Below are 16,771 nucleotides of genomic sequence, written 5' to 3' on the forward strand. Positions count from 1 at the left end.
ATTAATAACCAATGCCCTATTCCCCATTCCCCATTCCCCATTCCCCATATTCTATTCTGCGGCGGTAGAAGTTAAGGACATTGTTTCCCACAACACCATGTGAGGTGGTGTTAGTACAGGCTGGTGTAGAGCAATCAGCTGGGCTAGGGTGGTCTTTAATTGAGTACGGGGTACGATATCGTCAACAAAACCATGCTGGAGCAAATCTTCAGCAGTCTGAAAATTTTCGGGGAGTTTTTCTCGTAGGGTTTGCTCAATCACTCGCCGACCGGCAAAACCAATGGTTGCCTTGGGTTCTGCCAAAATGATATCGCCCAACATTGCAAAACTTGCGGTAACACCGCCCGTTGTGGGATTGGTCAAAACGGGAATATATAATAGTCGCGCGTCTTTATGACGCTGTAGGGCTGCGGAGATTTTCGCCATCTGCATCAAGGAGAGCATTCCTTCTTGCATTCTCGCGCCGCCGGAGGTGCAGATAATTACTACAGGATACCGCCGTTGAGTGGCTTGCTCAATCATCCGGGTGAGTTTTTCTCCCACAACCGAACCCATACTACCACCCATAAAACGGAAGTCCATAACCCCAAGGGCAATGGGCAAACCATTGATTTGACCTAAACCAGTGTTAACTGCGTCTATTAAGCCAATTTTATCTTGTGTTTCCCGCAGGCGATCGCTGTAGAGTTTGCGATCGCGAAATTCTAGCGGATCGGTTGGACGCAAATGCTCGTCTAGAGGTTTCCAGGTATTATTATCTATCAATTGGCGAATGCGCTCATCGCTATCTACACGATTATGATGACCACATTCGATACAAACCATTTGATTGGCTTTCAGGTCTTTTGTGTATGCCAATACGCCACACTTGGAGCATTTGTGCCACAATCCATCAGCAATTTCACGTTCTTGGCGCTCAAGGCTGGTAGATCCTGATTTCCGCCGATTTGCAAACCAATCAAATAGAGACTTTAAACCACGTGATTCTTCGTTGTTAGCCATTTTTTATTTTATTTTAAGTGGGTATGAGGTCGAAAACATATCAAACCGTATTGGGTTGTTCTTAGTCATGAGTCATTTTTTTACTAATGACTAATTACTACATCGTCAAACTACGCTTTTAAGCAATTCAGACCTTAATTTTCATCTTTGGTTGCCAGCTTAACGAAAATACTTATACCAATACAAGTCTCCTGCTCTTTATTTTCAGCAGACTTAATTATATTGACGTACTGACAAAGCCATGAGAATACCAACCTCCAAATAAGATGCTCTCCCTCTCCCACCCAAATCAATGATTCGTATTGCTAGGTTATGAACGATCGGCATCTGCTGCAATAGTTGTGCTTGCTAACGGTTAATCGTCATCAAGAGGGTAATACAAGTCACAAGCAGAATCTTATCAAAACATGAAGGGGCGATGGGGTAATGTTGGTTACAGTCACGAATTATAAATTTTTCTTATGAAAGGGCATTCGATATGGGTTACTCCCCTTATCCCCCTTCTCTCCATACTCGCGACTGCAATTCAAGACGCTGGAAAAAATAACCGCAGATAGGTAGACAAAATTGCTTCGCCGCTAAACAGGGTAATCAGAGATCCTAAAGCGAGAAAAGGGCCAAAAGGCATTTTTTGTCCTAACCTGTGTGTCGATGTCTGTTCATTAGCGGCTTCTCTACCAGACGCTGTGCGTAGCTTGCTTCGACCTAGGAGTATCCGTTTATGCATAATAACACCACTGCCAATTAAGGCTCCCAGCGCACAGGCAATAAAACTAGCTAAAAGCAAATATTTCCAGCCTAACCAGGCTCCCATCATGGCTGCTAACTTGGCATCACCTGCGCCCATTGCAGTTTTCCCAAAGGCAATTGAACCCAATACGGCGATCGCATCAAATAGCCATAAGCCCAAGACTGCACCTACTATGGCCATCATAAGGTGATTTACCAATGCCACAGAACTTCCTTCTGGTAGATAACCAACCACCATTTGGAATAAAATTCCTACCACTAAACCCGACTGAGTAAGTGGATTCGGTAAGGTCATTGTATCCAGGTCAATCAGCGATAGTGCCAATAACCAACTACAAAAAGCCCAATAGCCTATTGTGAAAGTCGAAACTTGAAATACTAAAAAAACCCCTAAAAAAATTATGCCCGTCACCCCTTCTACCACGGGATAACGGACAGAAATTTTGCTTTTGCAATATCGACACCGCCCTCTTAATGAAATCCAGCCAAATACTGGCACATTGTCGTAAGCTTTTAGCTGGTTTAAGCATTTAGGACAACGAGAAGGCGGCCAAAGAATTGACAACCCAGCAGGTAGCCGATAAACAATAACGTTGAGAAAACTACCAATAGATGCACCTAAAGCAAAGACCATTACACTCGCTGAAATAGCGAACAAAATGTCCATACAGTCATTAGTCCTTTGTCATTAGTTCTGTGTCATTTGTGCTTTGTCATTTGTGCTTTGTCAATAACTAATACTTCTCTGCAAGACGCTACGCGTAGCTTGCTTCCACGAAGTGGTACGGCTTCGCGGTAGTTGAGCGCAGTCGAAACTCAGTACAAGTGACTAATGACTAATGACTAATGACTAATGACCAATGACTAATAGATGTGTGATTCAATTTGACTTAAGGGTACAAAACACTCTTGAGGTAAAAGAACTGGTTGGTTAGTAAAAATAACCTTACCTCGATGATTGACACGATTAATTGCTACACCGGAAGGTTGCCCAGCGATTTCGGGATGGACTTCACAGTGAGTATAGTATATCTGCCCAGCAGCTCTGATTACAGCAGGATCAATCAAAGGCGATTGGTTCTTTGGGGCGGTGAAATTTACTGGATTCTGTCGTAATGCGTACACTATCGACTGTTATTTGATTGCTAGATTTCCCTTTAGTCTACCCGAAACTTATAGCAAAGGTTGCCAAATTGCCCAAGTTGCTCTACAAAATTATTTTTGTTCAAGAGCCTTAATGAGTGAGTCTCCCATAGCACGGCAACCCAGGAGGTTTTTTCCTGGAGAAATTATATCCCCGGTGCGATCGCCTTGTTCTAAAACTTGCAATACAGCTTGTTCGATGTGATCTGCCGCTTTTGGTTGGTCTAAGGCGTAGCGTAGCATCATCGCCGCACTCAAAACCTGTGCTAGAGGATTGGCCTTATCCTGTCCAGCAATATCTGGGGCTGAACCATGAACTGGTTCAAATACACCAGGCCCAGAAGCACCCAAACTCGCTGAGGGTAACATTCCAATACTACCGGTAAGCATGGCAGCAGCATCAGAGAGAATATCGCCAAACAAATTGCCTGTAACAATGGTGTCGAACTGCTTGGGAGCGCGTACTAACTGCATAGCAGCATTATCTACATATAAATGAGAGAGTTCGATATCTGGATATTCTGTACTAAGTTGGGTAATGCGATCGCGCCACAGCTGAGATACTTCTAATACGTTCGCCTTATCCACCGAACAAAGTTTTCCGCCGCGTTTTCTAGCCGCATCAAAAGCTACTCGCCCAATGCGTTCAATTTCTGATTCGGTGTAAACCATTGTATTTACACCCCGTTTCTCACCAGTTTCTGTGGCAAAAATCCCTTTAGGTTTACCGAAGTAAATCCCACCAGTGAGTTCGCGCACCACCATAATATCCACGCCTTCCACAACTTCGCGTTTCAAGGTTGAGGCATCGATTAGCTGGGGCAAAATTTTCGCTGGGCGCAAATTGGCAAATAAGCCCAAACCTGCGCGTAGTCCTAACAAACCTGCTTCTGGGCGTAAATTGGATGGCAGAGAATCCCACTTATAGCCACCAATTGCTGCAAGTAATACAGCATCACTGTTACGACAAGTTTCTAGAGTGGCAGATGGTAAGGGTTCACCTGTAGCATCAATTGCTGCACCACCAATAAGTGCTTCTTGGAATTCAAACTTCAGATCAAATTGCTTCCCTACGACTTTCAGCACATCTACCGCCACTGCCATAATTTCAGGGCCAATGCCATCGCCGGGGAGTAGAGTTATGCGGTAGTTCTGGGTCATAGCTAATTATTACTAGGTAAATGCTTACAGATTAAATATCATACCTAGCAAGTGTACCAATGGAGCTGTTAATTTATTTCTGAGTCGGAGAAGTAATCTGGCAAATATTTTGATACTCAGCAAGTATGAGAACTTATCTCAAAAACTCAGCTATAGAATCTAAAAATTAAAAAAAACTATCTATAGGAATTTTTTGTTGAAATTAGTTGTATGTTTTTATGTTAATAAACGCAAAGACAAAAATGGGTTATGAATTTTAATCAAATAGGTCAAGTTGCCCTTCAACTGTTAACTCTGTTTGGACTTAAAGTTTTAGGCGCAATTCTTATATGGCTGATTGCTCAACGCTTGATTGATTTTGCATTGAAGCTAGTACGACGTGCTTTCCGAAGCCAACAAATTGACCCAACACTAATTAACTATATTCTGAATATCATTGGTGTGACGCTGAAAATTGTTCTAATTGTGGCAATTCTCGGCTTCTTTGGGGTTGAAACAACTTCTTTTGCCGCATTGTTAGCAGCAGCTGGCATTGCAATTGGTGCAGCATGGGGAGGACTACTAGCAAACTTTGCAGCAGGCGCATTTTTAATTGTTTTTCGACCCTTCAAAGTTGGTGATTTCATCGCAGCTGGAGGTGTCACAGGAACAGTTACAGAACTTGGGCTGTTCACAACTAGTATTAATACACCTGATAATGTATTGACAATTGTTGCTAATAATAAAATCTTTTCTGACAATATCCAGAATTATTCCGCCAATCCTTACCGTCGGGTTGATCTAGTAGCTCAAATCCATCATGATGTGAAACATAACGAAGCGATCGCACTTTTAAAAGCGAAAATTAGCCAAATTCCTAATGTCCTCGAAAATCCAGCGCCGGATGTAGAAATTCAAGATTTCAACTTTGCAGGGCCTGTATTAGCAGTACGTCCCTATTGCAATAATGATCATTACTGGCAGGTTTATTTCGACACTAATAAAGCTATCCGTGAAACCTTTAATGAAGCTGGGTATCCAGTTCCCGAATACCGTTATACAGTTAACGGTTCATCTGCTCATGCAATTAATAATATCATCCCACCACTATCCGAAATAACTTGATAGTAGAGCAAAAAGTCAAGCTTTAATTTGCAAAGTTTTCTAAATAGCAGAATAAGAATTAATAAGTAGGTAGGGCATAAGCTTTACCTACTTTTTTATGTCGCCAATTTCCTGAGAGTCAGTTTCAATTTCCGAAACAAGGCTGACATAAGTTGTAGAAAGAGGTTACGTTAAGTGTTAATCACAAGCCGCACCCCAGCAGCGATGGTAAAAGAATTAGCAATTTGCACCCGTGGACTAACTAAGCAATTTGACAGGCACGTTGCTGTTAATGATGTGGATTTAGAAATCCAGGCGGGGGAAGTATATGGACTGATTGGGCCCAATGGCGCGGGTAAAACAACTCTCATCCGCATGTTGGCAACTGCTGAAGAACCAACTACGGGTGAGATTTATATTAATGGCGATCGCCTACTCCGTGATAAGAGTAATCCCAAACTGAAGCGTCGTCTAGGCTACTTACCCGATGACTACCCACTATATGAAGATTTGACAGTCTGGGATTACCTAGATTATTTTGCGCGTCTCTATCGTTTACGAGAACCACGTCGCACTCAACGTCTACATGAAGTTTTAGAACTTATTCAACTTGGAAATAAACGCCACAGCCAGATTTCTACCCTGTCGCGGGGGATGAAACAGCGCTTAAGTTTAGCGCGAACCATTATCCACGAACCGATTTTACTACTACTAGATGAGCCTGTTTCTGGGCTTGACCCCATCGCCAGGATGCACTTCCGTGAAATCATCAAGGCTTTGCAAGAAGCTGGAATGACTGTAATCATTTCTTCACATGTTCTCAGTGATTTAGCGGAACTGTGTACATCTGTGGGAATTATGGAACTTGGCTTTTTGGTAGAAAGTACCTCTTTACAACAACTGTACCAACGTCTTTCCCACCAGCAAATTGTGATATCAACTCTGGGAAACCTAGAGGCACTTTTAAGGGAATTGAAACATCATCATTTAGTAGAAGAGTGGGAGGTGATACCAGGAAAAAACAGCGTGCGGGTGAATTTTTCGGGTAAAGAAGAAGATAGTGCTGAGTTGTTGCGATCGCTGATCAAAGCAGATATTCCTCTGACTGATTTTCACTGTACCCAAGAAGACTTAGAAACTATTTTCTTAAAATTAGGTCACAAACAAGCATCTTAATTTGCCAACAAATATAACTCCCCATTTTTGGAGAATTTTTTCTGATGATGCCCAATTTTATAGACAAAATCGGCGATTGGAATCCGCAACTATTGCGGGAACTCAAAGGAAGGCTGAAATTTTTTAATGTGGCGATCGCAGTTGCAACATCGTTACTGCTGCAACTGGTAGTTTTTTTATATCAATTACGCGAGTTTCCTGATGATCAATACTCGCTAACAAACACATATTGTCGTTTAAGTCAAGTATATCAACGGCAACAAAACCAGATTTACCAGCAATCAGATCAATATCAAATTCCTGACTTAAATGATTTAGTCGCAAAGAATATTTGTCCCCAAAATCAAATTGATTGGCAGTTGTGGTGGCGAGATCATTGGGAATATATATTCCTGACTTTGAGTGTAATTTTTGTATTTACACTATTAGTTGCAGGAACTTATTTATTAATCAACGATTTAGCCAAAGAAGAAAGTCGCGGTACATTGAATTTCATCCGTCTAAGCCCTCAATCAGAAACTAGTATATTAACTGGTAAATTACTAGGAGTTCCGAGTTTAGTTTATCTCGTCATCTTAGTTGCAGTTCCTTTACATCTGTTGGCTGGACGTTCTGCCGAAATTGCCTTTAGTTACATTTTGAGTTACTACGCTATTCTTGCTGCTAGCTGTATTTTCTTCTACAGTGCCGCATTGCTATTTGGTTTAATTAGTCGTTTGTTTAGCGGTTTTCAGCCTTGGTTAGGTAGTGGTGCAGTATTGCTTTTCTTGTTCACAGTAATGGGGTTTGCATCATCGTCTTCTAGTAACATTTTAAATAACTCAACTGCTTGGATAAGGCTTTTCGCTCCTTGGGATACAATAAATTATCTGTTTCCTAACTTGTTACGTGTATACAATGGTTCTCAATTGAAAAACCTAGAGTTTTTCTATTTACCATTAGGGACAAATGTTGTTATTATTGTTGGTTTTCATTTATTAAATTTGGGATTGTGCAGTTACGGAATCTTACAAGCTCTGAAACGTTCCTTTCGTAATCCTCAAGCCTCAATTATTAGTAAGGGACAAAGTTATGTATTAGTAGCTTTTTGCCAGATAATGATGTGGGGCTTTACCTTACAATCTTGGAACAATGATTCCAACTTTTATGAACAGGTTGGGTCGAATTTAGTTTTTTTGGCAATATACAACTTGGGGTTACTTTTCAGTTTGATTGCCGTTCTTTCTCCTCATCGTCAAGATGTACAAGATTGGGCAAGATATCGACATCAAGAAGTTTCTAGCCGCAAGAGTGTTTGGCGGGATCTAATTTGGGCAGAAAAAAGCCCTGCACTTGTAGCGATCGCTATTAATCTGGCAATTGTTACTATCCCTTTGGTAGTCTGGATTTCAATTACATCTGTTTTTGATACAGACTATAGCCAAAATGGGGCGAGTGACAATTTTAACAGCTTAAAATTACTTTCAGCTTTAGCTTTGTCTATCAGCATAATCATGATTTACGCTACCATTGCCCAATTAATACTTTTGCTGAAAACTCCCAAACGTTCTTTCTGGGCAATAGGTACTATAGGTACGGTAACGTTCTTACCACCGATGATTCTAGAATTTCTTGGTATCTCCGCGTGGAAACATCCTACTGTATGGCTGTTTTCAACCTTTCCTTGGTCAGCGCTCCAATATTCTGGGATAACAACAATTTTTATGGCATTCCTGGCTCAGTTGAGTGTTTTAGCATTGTTAAATTTCCAGTTGACAAAGCAGGTGAGATTAGCAGGTGAATCTGCTACAAAAGCATTATTAGCCGGACGCTAAGTAATTTTTATACATGAGAACCCCGACTTCTTACAGAAATCGGGGTTCTTGTATTAAGGTTAAACTTTTAATTAGCATAAGTATAGTAATAACCTGACAATGATGCTAAATCTGCCGACTCAAGACCTACGCCATACAGCCATCCAGTTTTTAGAACAAAGTCCCCTACAGCGTCTACAAATTCTTAAGCAACTGGGAATTGCTCGTTATGAGTTTTTAACTAAAATCCGCCTAAATGAAGCAAATATCATCTGTATGATGCGGTTTTTTAAATATCCAAGTCAGCTAAAATTTCCAAATCTAATAGGCGCAGATTTATCTGGCTTAATTTTAGATGATGTAAACTTCATCCGAGGCAATTTGTCTGGAGCAAATCTACAAGGTAGTAGTTTAGTCAATGCAGACCTCTTATTTGCAAATTTAATGAAAGCCGATTTGAGAAATGCAGATTTACGAGGTGCAACTTTGGATGAGACTATTTGGTTAGAGACTCTAGTAGATAAGTGTCACCTGGGTCTAGGTACTGGTTTAACTCTGCTACAACGTCAAGATTTACAACTGCGCGGGGCTAGATTTAACTCTTGAAAAGACGTTAATTGAAACACAAAAAATTATAAGATTATTGGATCGAGATTGGTCTGGATAAGTTGATGAATATTAAGTTGCCCCAAAAATTGATGCTGCTAGGTTCAGGAGAACTAGGTAAGGAATTTGCGATCGCGGCTCAACGTCTTGGTAATTATGTAATTGCCGTTGACCGCTATCCCAATGCTCCCGCTATGCAAGTCGCTGATGCATCTGAAGTGATTTCTATGCTCAGTGCTGATGATTTAGAAGCTGTAGTGACAAAGCATCAGCCAAGTATTATCATACCAGAAATTGAAGCTATTAGAACAGAAAAACTGATCGAATTTGAGCAGCGAGGGATTACAGTTATACCAACTGCGGCTGCTACTAACTATACAATGAACCGCGATAGAATTAGGGAACTGGCGCATCAACAATTGGGCATCAGAACGGCTAAATATGGTTATGCAACAACCCTAGAAGAATTGATTACAGTTTCTGATGAAATTGGGTTTAGTAATGTTGTTAAACCTGTGATGTCATCCTCTGGGAAAGGTCAGTCTGTAGTGCAGGAGAAGAGTGAAGTTGAGAAAGCATGGAATTATGCGATCGCAAATTCTAGAGGAGACAGCCAAAAGGTAATAGTAGAAGAATTTATTAATTTTGAAATCGAGATAACATTATTAACAATTAAACAGTGGAATGCACCGACTATTTTCTGTCCTCCGATTGGTCATCGCCAAGAACGAGGAGATTATCAAGAATCGTGGCAACCTGCACTAATTTCTGAAGATAAGATATTAAAATCTCAAGAAATAGCGAGAAAAGTTACTGATGCTTTAGGAGGAGCCGGAATTTTTGGCGTTGAATTTTTCATTACTAAGGATGAAGTGATTTTTTCCGAACTTTCTCCCAGACCGCACGATACGGGAATGGTGACATTAATCTCACAAAATCTCAATGAATTTGAACTACATCTAAGAGCAATTTTAGGTTTGCCAATTCCTCATATAGAACAGTTAGGAGCCTCAGCTAGTGCGGTAATTTTAGCTTCGGAAAAATCTGATTCTATTGGTTTTACAGGCGTAGCCGATGCTTTGTCAGAAAAAGATGTGGATATTAGATTATTTGGTAAACCTAATGCTCATCCATATCGACGAATGGGAGTAGCTTTAGCCAAGGGTCTGAATATCGAAGAGGCTAGGGAAAAAGCTACTAAAGCCGCAAGTAAAATCACAATTATTTAATCATCATCTGATGAGTGCCTAAATCAAAGGTGATGCTCTGCTTCCGAAGCTAGTTCCGACGCAATAAAAAATGACAAATGACAAATGACAAATGACTAAGGACTATAATTATGCGAATTGCTCGTAACATTACAGAACTTGTTGGTCGTACACCCCTAGTGCAGTTGAACCGCATTCCTCAAACAGAGGGATGTGTTGCGGAAATTGTGGTAAAACTCGAAAGTCTAAACCCATCGGCATCAGTCAAAGACCGGATTGGGGTGAGTATGATTAACGCCGCCGAAGAGGAGGGGCTGATTACTCCTGAGAAGACAATATTAGTAGAACCCACTTCTGGAAATACAGGAATTGCCCTAGCAATGACAGCAGCAGCTAAGGGTTATCGATTAATTTTGACAATGCCAGAGACCATGAGTGGTGAGCGTCGGGCAATGTTGCGGGCTTATGGAGCAGAACTGGAACTAACGCCAGGTATGGAAGGCATGAGTGGGGCAATTAGACGAGCGCAGCAAATAGTTAATAGTACGCCAAATACCTATATGTTGCAGCAGTTCCGGAATCCAGCTAATGCTAAAGTGCATCGAGAAACTACAGCTCTTGAAATTTGGGAAGATACTGATGGACAAGTAGATATAGTTGTGGCGGGTGTGGGCACTGGTGGTACGATCACTGGGGTAGCAGAAGTGATTAAAGCACGCAAACCTAGTTCTAAAGCGATCGCAGTTGAACCAGCCAATAGCCCAGTTTTATCTGGGGGACAGCCAGGGCCACACAAAATCCAAGGAATTGGCGCTGGGTTTATTCCCCAAGTTCTCAAGATAAAATTGATAGATGAAGTGATTACCATCACCGATGACGAAGCGATCGCTTATAGTCGGCGTTTGGCAAAAGAAGAAGGGCTACTATCTGGTATTTCCAGTGGGGCCGCTTTATGTGCAGCAATTCGCGTTGCTCAACGTGAAGAAAACAAAGGGCGTTTAATTGTGATGATTCAACCCAGCTTTGGTGAGAGGTATTTGAGTACACCGTTGTTCCAAGACCTGGAGGCAAAGTTGCCCGCTAGCGTTGGTTAACGATACATTGAATTAATGGTCAATTCTAAGCACGTTTCTAACCATTACGAAACTCTCAAAGTTAGTCCAAGTGCAAGCCTTGCGGAGATTAAGCAAGCTTATCGCCGCTTGGTTAAGTTGTTTCATCCTGACAGTAATCAGGACACAGCCGATCGCGATCAGATTATTCTCATCAATGCAGCTTATGAAATCTTAGGTGATAACCATAATCGCCGCAATTATGACCAACAACTACAAAATGATTCTCAAAAATTAAATAGCGATCGCCAACAGCGTACAGCATCGGCGCAAAAGCATTACCAGACAAAACGAAAAACCGGACGGGAAGCTGACGAGCAAGTTGAAGAATGGCTGCGTCGAGTTTATCAACCAGTCAATCATCTACTTGATGGTATTCTCTATTCTCTAGAGGAGCAAATAGAGCAATTAGCCGCCGATCCTTTTGATGATGAGTTGTTAGATGAATTTCAGGAATACTTACAAGCCTGTCGAGATGACCTCAAGCAGGCACAAATTATTTTTCGCTCTCTGCCAAATCCCTCTACTTTAGCAGGAACTGCGGCTAACCTCTATTACAGCCTCAATCAAGTAGCAGATGGGCTTGACGAGTTGGCTTATTTTCCTTTGAACTACGATGAGCGTTATTTACACACAGGCCAAGAATTATTCCGCATAGCTACGAGATTACACTGTGAAGCGCAAGCGTCTGTTATGTAGTTATTTGTCATTGGTCATTTGTCATTGGTAATTGGTCAAATAACAAATGACCAACAAATTAGTTTATGCTGGAAACAGAAAAAGATTAAGAAATTTTAAATTCTGCTCATAGTGTACTCATGCAATGTATTGTTAATCGCCGCGCCCAGTTTTCGGCAAGTCATCGCTATTGGTTGCCAGAACTGAGTGAAGCCGAGAATATTGAAAAATTTGGTGCTTGCTCTAAATTTCCTGGACACGGACATAACTATGTCTTATTTATCTCCCTTGCCGGGGAATTGGATAAGTATGGTATGGTGCTGAACTTGTCTGATGTCAAACACGTAATCAAACGAGAAGTTACCAGTCAATTGGATTTCTCTTATATCAACGATGCGTGGACAGAATTTCAACAAACTCTGCCCACTACTGAGAATATTGCCCGGATTATCTGGCAGAGGTTAGCACCGCATTTGCCTTTAGTGCGTGTGCAGTTATTTGAACATCCTGAACTTTGGGCAGATTATATAGGAAACGCAATGGAAGCATACCTTACTATCAGTACTCACTTTAGCGCCGCCCATCGGCTAGCTCATCCTCATCTCAGTAACGAAGAGAACACTGAGATTTATGGTAAGTGCGCCCGTCCCCACGGTCATGGACACAATTATCATCTAGAAGTCACCGTCAAAGGGGAAATTGACCCACGCACTGGCATGATTGTCGATTTAGGGGGTTTGAATCAAGTCATAGAAGATTATGTGGTTGAACCATTCGATCACACTTTTTTAAATAAAGACATCCCCTACTTTGCCGAAATTGTTCCCACTGCTGAGAATATCGCACTTTACATTAGTAATTTATTGCGATCGCCCATTCAAGAATTGGGAGCTAAACTTCACAAAGTGAAACTGATTGAAAGTCCTAATAACTCCTGCGAAATCTACTGCACGGAGTCAGAATCAGATTCAGTCACCGCAGATGTGAATCAGCCAATATTAGCACGGGTTTAGGTAATTGAAAATTTAGGCATAGGACATTTTTAATAATTACGAATTACGAATTACGAATTACGAATTACGAATTATTAAAAATCGCCCTTTCAAAGTGATTCTTAAAATTTATTTTATTCTCTTCGGTTCTCTGCGGTTTAAAAGTGATTTATTTAACCGCAGAGGCACAGAGAACACAGAGTAAAGAAGATAATCGAAAGAATCCAAGCCTAAAAAAGTTTATTGACTAAGCAGGTGAAACCAGGTAGCAAAGGACTTGTCAACTCATCTTGACTAAATAGAGTAGCTGCTAACTTTAATGCAGCCTGTTCGCGTCGATAAACCTCAACTTTCTTCTGTATAGAATCGCAAATCCAATACTCCTGAACCCCTTGCACTGAGTAAAGCTTTAGCTTTGTTTCCTTGTCGCGTTTCTCGTTTTTTTCACCTGGTGACAGAACTTCTACTACTAACTCTGGTGCGCCGGTGAGGTGTCCAGCTTCATCTAGCAAGTATTTTAAGCGTTCATGACTTGCCCACACCACATCAGGGATCACATTGTCAGAATCTGAGAAAATGATTCCAGGTGCGATTGCAGCTTTACCTAAACCAGTTTCATCTGACCAAATCTTAAGAACGGTAGCAATATTTACGCAACTTGATTGATGATCCCAACTAGGTGATTTGGTCACAAATAGTTCTCCATCAATAATCTCATAGCGATTTCTGCGATCGCCAGCGAATAACTCTAGGTCATCTGTCGTCCAACGCACTGGAGTTGTTTGCATAGAAACCCCCTAGCATTTTCTTAAATCATACTTTTAAAAATACCGACGGCGGGCGGAATGTCGCAAATAGCGATAAATGCCCCAAGCTAAAACTCCAAAAAAGAGATTTAACAAAAATCGACTAAATATAAACCACAAAATATAACTGTCAAAAAGCTTGGACGGATTCAAAGGAATAATTTTATTGGCTAAGAGAAACAGCCCAAAAATAGCATTTCCACCCAGCACGAGGGCAAAAAGCACTAAACCCCTCTGCCAGTAACGTCGCTGGGGTGTACGTTCCCAAATCAGGGTAATTACAGGTTTACCTTGCACTTTTCGCAGTAATTGTTCTAATCGCCAAAACATCCACAAGAGAAACGGAAATAAACCATAATTAAGGAAACATAGCGCTGGTGAGTAACTGCAAGCACTAGATAGAATATTAACTAGGGCATGACAAATCACAGAATTCAGCCAAGCCAGAAAAATGAACTTCCTGTCTTGATGTAACCGATTTTTAGACGAAATATACATTCCCAAGGCATATCCCCAAGGCGCAGAGAACATGGCATGGACTGGCGTGCTAATAGTACGCCCAAGAATTGATCCTGTATTGTGAAAAAGATAAATCCAGTTCTCTTCGGCGGTAAATCCAAGGGCAACGGCTATGGTGAAGAGGAAAACAGTTGAGGGAAGTAATCGATACGTGCGTTGCAAATAATAGGTTGGTACAACAACCCCTGCTAACTTGAAGCCTTCTTCAATTGAACCTACTTCCACAAGCTGCCGCAAGATTGCACCAGGGAGCGATCGCTTGATCCGTTCCCAGTCTATAACCCAATTGGCTACAGTTTCAAAATTCCATTCAAGTCTAAGGGCTAAAAGACCAGATATTGCCCCGATGCCAAAGAACATCAGTAACTTTAACAGAGGTGGGGCAAATGGTACTCGATAGTAGTAGTAGCCTAGCAGCAGCAAGGGTGGTATTGCTGACCACAGCAGTAGAGAAAAATCAACCACTCACCTGAGCAATTACTGTGCGGTGACGATGGGTATTGTTGGTGATAGTGGGAGTTTGGAAACCTGCTTCAACAAAAGCTTGCTCAATGTCCAAAGCAAAATATTCATCTAAATATGGTTCAGTACTTTTGAGCAAAGTCAAAATGTAGGCTGGCATTTTCTGGTAAACTTCAGACTTGGGATTCATATCCATGATTGCCAAGTAGCCACCGGGACGCAGCACGCGCCGTATTTCAGCAAAAATTTGTCGGGTTGCTGACTGCGGTAATTCGTGACACATCAAGAAAATTGAGACTAAATCAAATGAGGCATCTGGTAGCCCAGTAGATTCAGCTTGGGCATGAAGCCAATTAATTTTAGCTTGGCGTTGCCCAGCGCGGTAATTGGCAACGGCTAAGAAATAGGGAGATAAATCCAAGCCTGTGATTTTGGCATGGGGATAAATTTCTTGCATGGTAAATGTACTCAAACCCACACCACAGGCCAAGTCTAGGATTTCTTGGGGTTGATTGGGGATTTGCGCTTTGAGGATATCGTGGTAACTTTGGCGCAGTCTAGCATCTCCTTCTGCTCCAGCATCCTGCCAAATTCCGGCATGGACAGTACGAGCAGCAACTTCTAGCTCCCAAGCGGCTTTCCAACTGAGGTCTCCGTCTTCGTAGGCATGGAATGGCCGCAAATAGTATTCTGGGTAGGAAAGCTCAGGATTTTGTACTTGAGCTAGATCAGCCTTCCAATCACGCGCTTGTAGTGTTTCGACTTCTTGCGTCCAAGGTACGCCAATTCTCTCCGCACGTTTAATCATCATTTGACGGGCTTGATGTTTCGCTAGGTTGGCTAAAGGCTTGATTGCCAGTACGCCATTTACTAAGCGGGAAGCGAAGCTAGGAGTAGTTTTTGCAGTAGCAGTCATAAATTAATTTGCGTTCACAGCTTTTTTACTTATGACATAATTGCTGGACGGCAGTCTAGAAATGAATTGAATTATATAACGATGTCATGGAATTTTGATATGGAAAATTTTGGTGTGATTTGTTTTTCCAGAGAATCACACTGTTCTCCAATTTATACACTTCATTGAAGATTGACAAAATCTATCTCAACAGAGAGGGAAAAAAGTTGAGCGCCATATAAAAAAAGACTACAGCTAACTTATTGAGTCTCAAGTATGGCAAGAGCAAGAAGAGCAAGTGGCTTTTTAAGGGATTTTCAAGAATTTGCTTTCAAAGGCAATGTAATTGACTTAGCGATCGCAGTCATCATCGGTACTGCCTTCAGCCGGGTTATCACCTCCTTTGTTGAGGCTGTGATTATGCCATTGATTAACCCTTTGATTGGCGTGACTGGCAAAGAATGGAGAACTATCACTATAGGCCCAGGAATTGCGATCGGTCAATTTCTTGGTGCAATCATTGACTTTTTAATCATTGCCTTGATCTTATTTGTAGCAATTCGTACCTTACAAACATTCAAGAGGCAAGAGGAGGTTCCCGTAGAATCCCCACCATCAGACGCTAATGTTATGGCTCAGGAAAGGCTGACTGCGGCGTTGGATAGACTGAGCCAGACATTGGAATCTCGGAATCATGAAGTGTTGTAAGTAAGTGGGCGTAAATAATTGTCGTTGGGATAAGGCAATAGGCAATAGTCAATAGGTATAAGGGTTTTAGCCTAGTTCGTTTGTCTTTACATAGTTTGATTTTATTGTGCCAACTTACTTAAGTGGGGGGAAGGTGCAGGGGAGCAGGGAGCGGGGAGCAGGCGCATGAAGAAGAGACAACGAAGAGGGGGGAGACGAGGAGAGATTTGTTCAATAATTGCCCCGTGTCCTGTTGGCCGCCGGCGGCCCCGGCGCCCGCCCGCCCCGGCCGTACCGGCGGCGCGCGGGCCGGTTGTTTTAGGGAAAATGCTTTAATGGCGTAGCGAGTTGTAACGACGGCGTCAGGATCCTGTAAAGGGCGCGCGCTTCGGCATAACGGTTTTCAGCGCAAAGGTTGAAGAGCTCGACACATTCGGCGGGCCAGACATTCGTCATGCCGGAAACCCAGCCGGTCACGCCAAGCGCCGAGCTTTCGACGATCAGGTCGTCGACACCGCAGAAGATGCTAAACCGATCACCGAAGGCCACATACATGTCAGTGACGCGGCGGATGTCGCCGGTCTCTTCCTTGATGCGCGTCGAGAAGGCGCGCATGCCGGAGGGGAGGATGGCGGCGCGCACGCCGCCTTCGCCGATCTTCACGATCTTCGAGCCGGTCACCGGTTCGCCCGGCAGCA

At 42.2% G+C, this 16,771-nt stretch carries 17 protein-coding genes; 9 read left to right on the plus strand and 8 right to left on the minus strand.

All coding sequences use genetic code 11. The features are described 5' to 3' along the window. Positions 1-51 precede the first annotated feature (51 nt). The 4 genes from accD to leuB form a co-directional block, all read right to left on the minus strand. Complete coding sequence (accD, locus tag G1O98_RS29060) at positions 52-1,002, minus strand: acetyl-CoA carboxylase, carboxyltransferase subunit beta (RefSeq protein WP_163935465.1); 951 nt, start codon at positions 1,000-1,002, stop codon at positions 52-54. Positions 1,003-1,528: 526 nt separating this feature from the next. Further along, a complete protein-coding gene (locus G1O98_RS29065; RefSeq protein ID WP_163935468.1) occupies positions 1,529-2,419 on the minus strand; it encodes an A24 family peptidase in 891 nt (296 codons plus the stop codon). A gap of 197 nt (positions 2,420-2,616) precedes the next feature. Beyond that, positions 2,617-2,877, minus strand: a complete 261-nt coding sequence (locus G1O98_RS29070; RefSeq protein ID WP_012409327.1) for a hypothetical protein — start codon at positions 2,875-2,877, stop codon at positions 2,617-2,619. A 90-nt stretch (positions 2,878-2,967) separates the two neighbouring features. Further along, a complete protein-coding gene (gene leuB, locus G1O98_RS29075) occupies positions 2,968-4,056 on the minus strand; it encodes a 3-isopropylmalate dehydrogenase (RefSeq protein WP_163935472.1) in 1,089 nt (362 codons plus the stop codon). 249 nt (positions 4,057-4,305) lie between these two features. On the opposite strand from leuB, the gene G1O98_RS29080 reads away from it, so the two are divergent. The 8 genes from G1O98_RS29080 (at position 4,306) to G1O98_RS29115 (ending at position 12,725) form a co-directional block, all read left to right on the plus strand. Further along, complete coding sequence (locus tag G1O98_RS29080; RefSeq protein ID WP_163935474.1) at positions 4,306-5,160, plus strand: mechanosensitive ion channel family protein; 855 nt, start codon at positions 4,306-4,308, stop codon at positions 5,158-5,160. Positions 5,161-5,364: 204 nt separating this feature from the next. Next, positions 5,365-6,315 (plus strand): ABC transporter ATP-binding protein, encoded by a 951-nt coding sequence (locus G1O98_RS29085; RefSeq protein ID WP_163935501.1) that lies wholly within the window; start codon positions 5,365-5,367, stop codon positions 6,313-6,315. Positions 6,316-6,359: 44 nt separating this feature from the next. Further along, positions 6,360-8,129 carry an ABC transporter permease subunit gene (locus G1O98_RS29090; RefSeq protein WP_163935477.1) on the plus strand — a complete coding sequence of 590 codons (1,770 nt, stop codon included), beginning with the start codon at positions 6,360-6,362 and terminating at the stop codon, positions 8,127-8,129. A 102-nt stretch (positions 8,130-8,231) separates the two neighbouring features. Further along, on the plus strand, positions 8,232-8,714 hold the full coding sequence (locus G1O98_RS29095; RefSeq protein ID WP_163935504.1) for a pentapeptide repeat-containing protein: 483 nt from the start codon (positions 8,232-8,234) through the stop codon (positions 8,712-8,714). Between the two features lie 65 nt (positions 8,715-8,779). Beyond that, positions 8,780-9,943, plus strand: coding sequence for a formate-dependent phosphoribosylglycinamide formyltransferase (purT, locus tag G1O98_RS29100; protein WP_175586915.1), 1,164 nt, complete (start codon positions 8,780-8,782; stop codon positions 9,941-9,943). 110 nt (positions 9,944-10,053) lie between these two features. Beyond that, on the plus strand, positions 10,054-11,016 hold the full coding sequence (cysK, locus tag G1O98_RS29105; RefSeq protein WP_163935480.1) for a cysteine synthase A: 963 nt from the start codon (positions 10,054-10,056) through the stop codon (positions 11,014-11,016). Between the two features lie 15 nt (positions 11,017-11,031). Beyond that, the gene (locus G1O98_RS29110) at positions 11,032-11,733 is read left to right on the plus strand and encodes a J domain-containing protein (protein WP_163935483.1); all 702 of its coding nucleotides are present in this window, start codon (positions 11,032-11,034) and stop codon (positions 11,731-11,733) included. A gap of 119 nt (positions 11,734-11,852) precedes the next feature. Beyond that, entirely contained in the window at positions 11,853-12,725 is an 873-nt protein-coding gene (locus G1O98_RS29115; RefSeq protein WP_163935486.1) for a 6-carboxytetrahydropterin synthase, read from the plus strand. Positions 12,726-12,934: 209 nt separating this feature from the next. Here G1O98_RS29115 and G1O98_RS29120 read toward each other — a convergent pair whose 3' ends face one another. From G1O98_RS29120 to G1O98_RS29130, 3 genes are read right to left on the minus strand one after another with little or no spacing between them, the layout of a single operon-like run. After that, complete coding sequence (locus G1O98_RS29120; protein ID WP_163935489.1) at positions 12,935-13,492, minus strand: Uma2 family endonuclease; 558 nt, start codon at positions 13,490-13,492, stop codon at positions 12,935-12,937. A 33-nt stretch (positions 13,493-13,525) separates the two neighbouring features. Next, positions 13,526-14,494: a PrsW family intramembrane metalloprotease gene (locus tag G1O98_RS29125; protein ID WP_163935492.1), complete on the minus strand. Its 969-nt coding sequence runs from the start codon at positions 14,492-14,494 to the stop codon at positions 13,526-13,528. Continuing rightward, the gene (locus tag G1O98_RS29130) at positions 14,487-15,407 is read right to left on the minus strand and encodes a class I SAM-dependent methyltransferase (RefSeq protein ID WP_163935495.1); all 921 of its coding nucleotides are present in this window, start codon (positions 15,405-15,407) and stop codon (positions 14,487-14,489) included. Before G1O98_RS29130 ends, G1O98_RS29125 begins: the two co-directional genes overlap by 8 nt. Before the next feature lie 255 nt (positions 15,408-15,662). Between G1O98_RS29130 and mscL the strand changes: the two genes are divergently transcribed. Further along, positions 15,663-16,094, plus strand: coding sequence for a large conductance mechanosensitive channel protein MscL (gene mscL, locus G1O98_RS29135; RefSeq protein ID WP_163935498.1), 432 nt, complete (start codon positions 15,663-15,665; stop codon positions 16,092-16,094). Positions 16,095-16,391: 297 nt separating this feature from the next. Here the strand turns inward: mscL and G1O98_RS29140 are convergent. Next, positions 16,392-16,771, minus strand: a 380-nt coding sequence (locus G1O98_RS29140) for a dihydrodipicolinate synthase family protein (protein ID WP_175586916.1), incomplete at its 5' end; no start/stop codon positions are given.

The organism is Nostoc sp. UIC 10630 (assembly GCF_010747425.1).
GTDB lineage: Bacteria > Cyanobacteriota > Cyanobacteriia > Cyanobacteriales > Nostocaceae > Nostoc.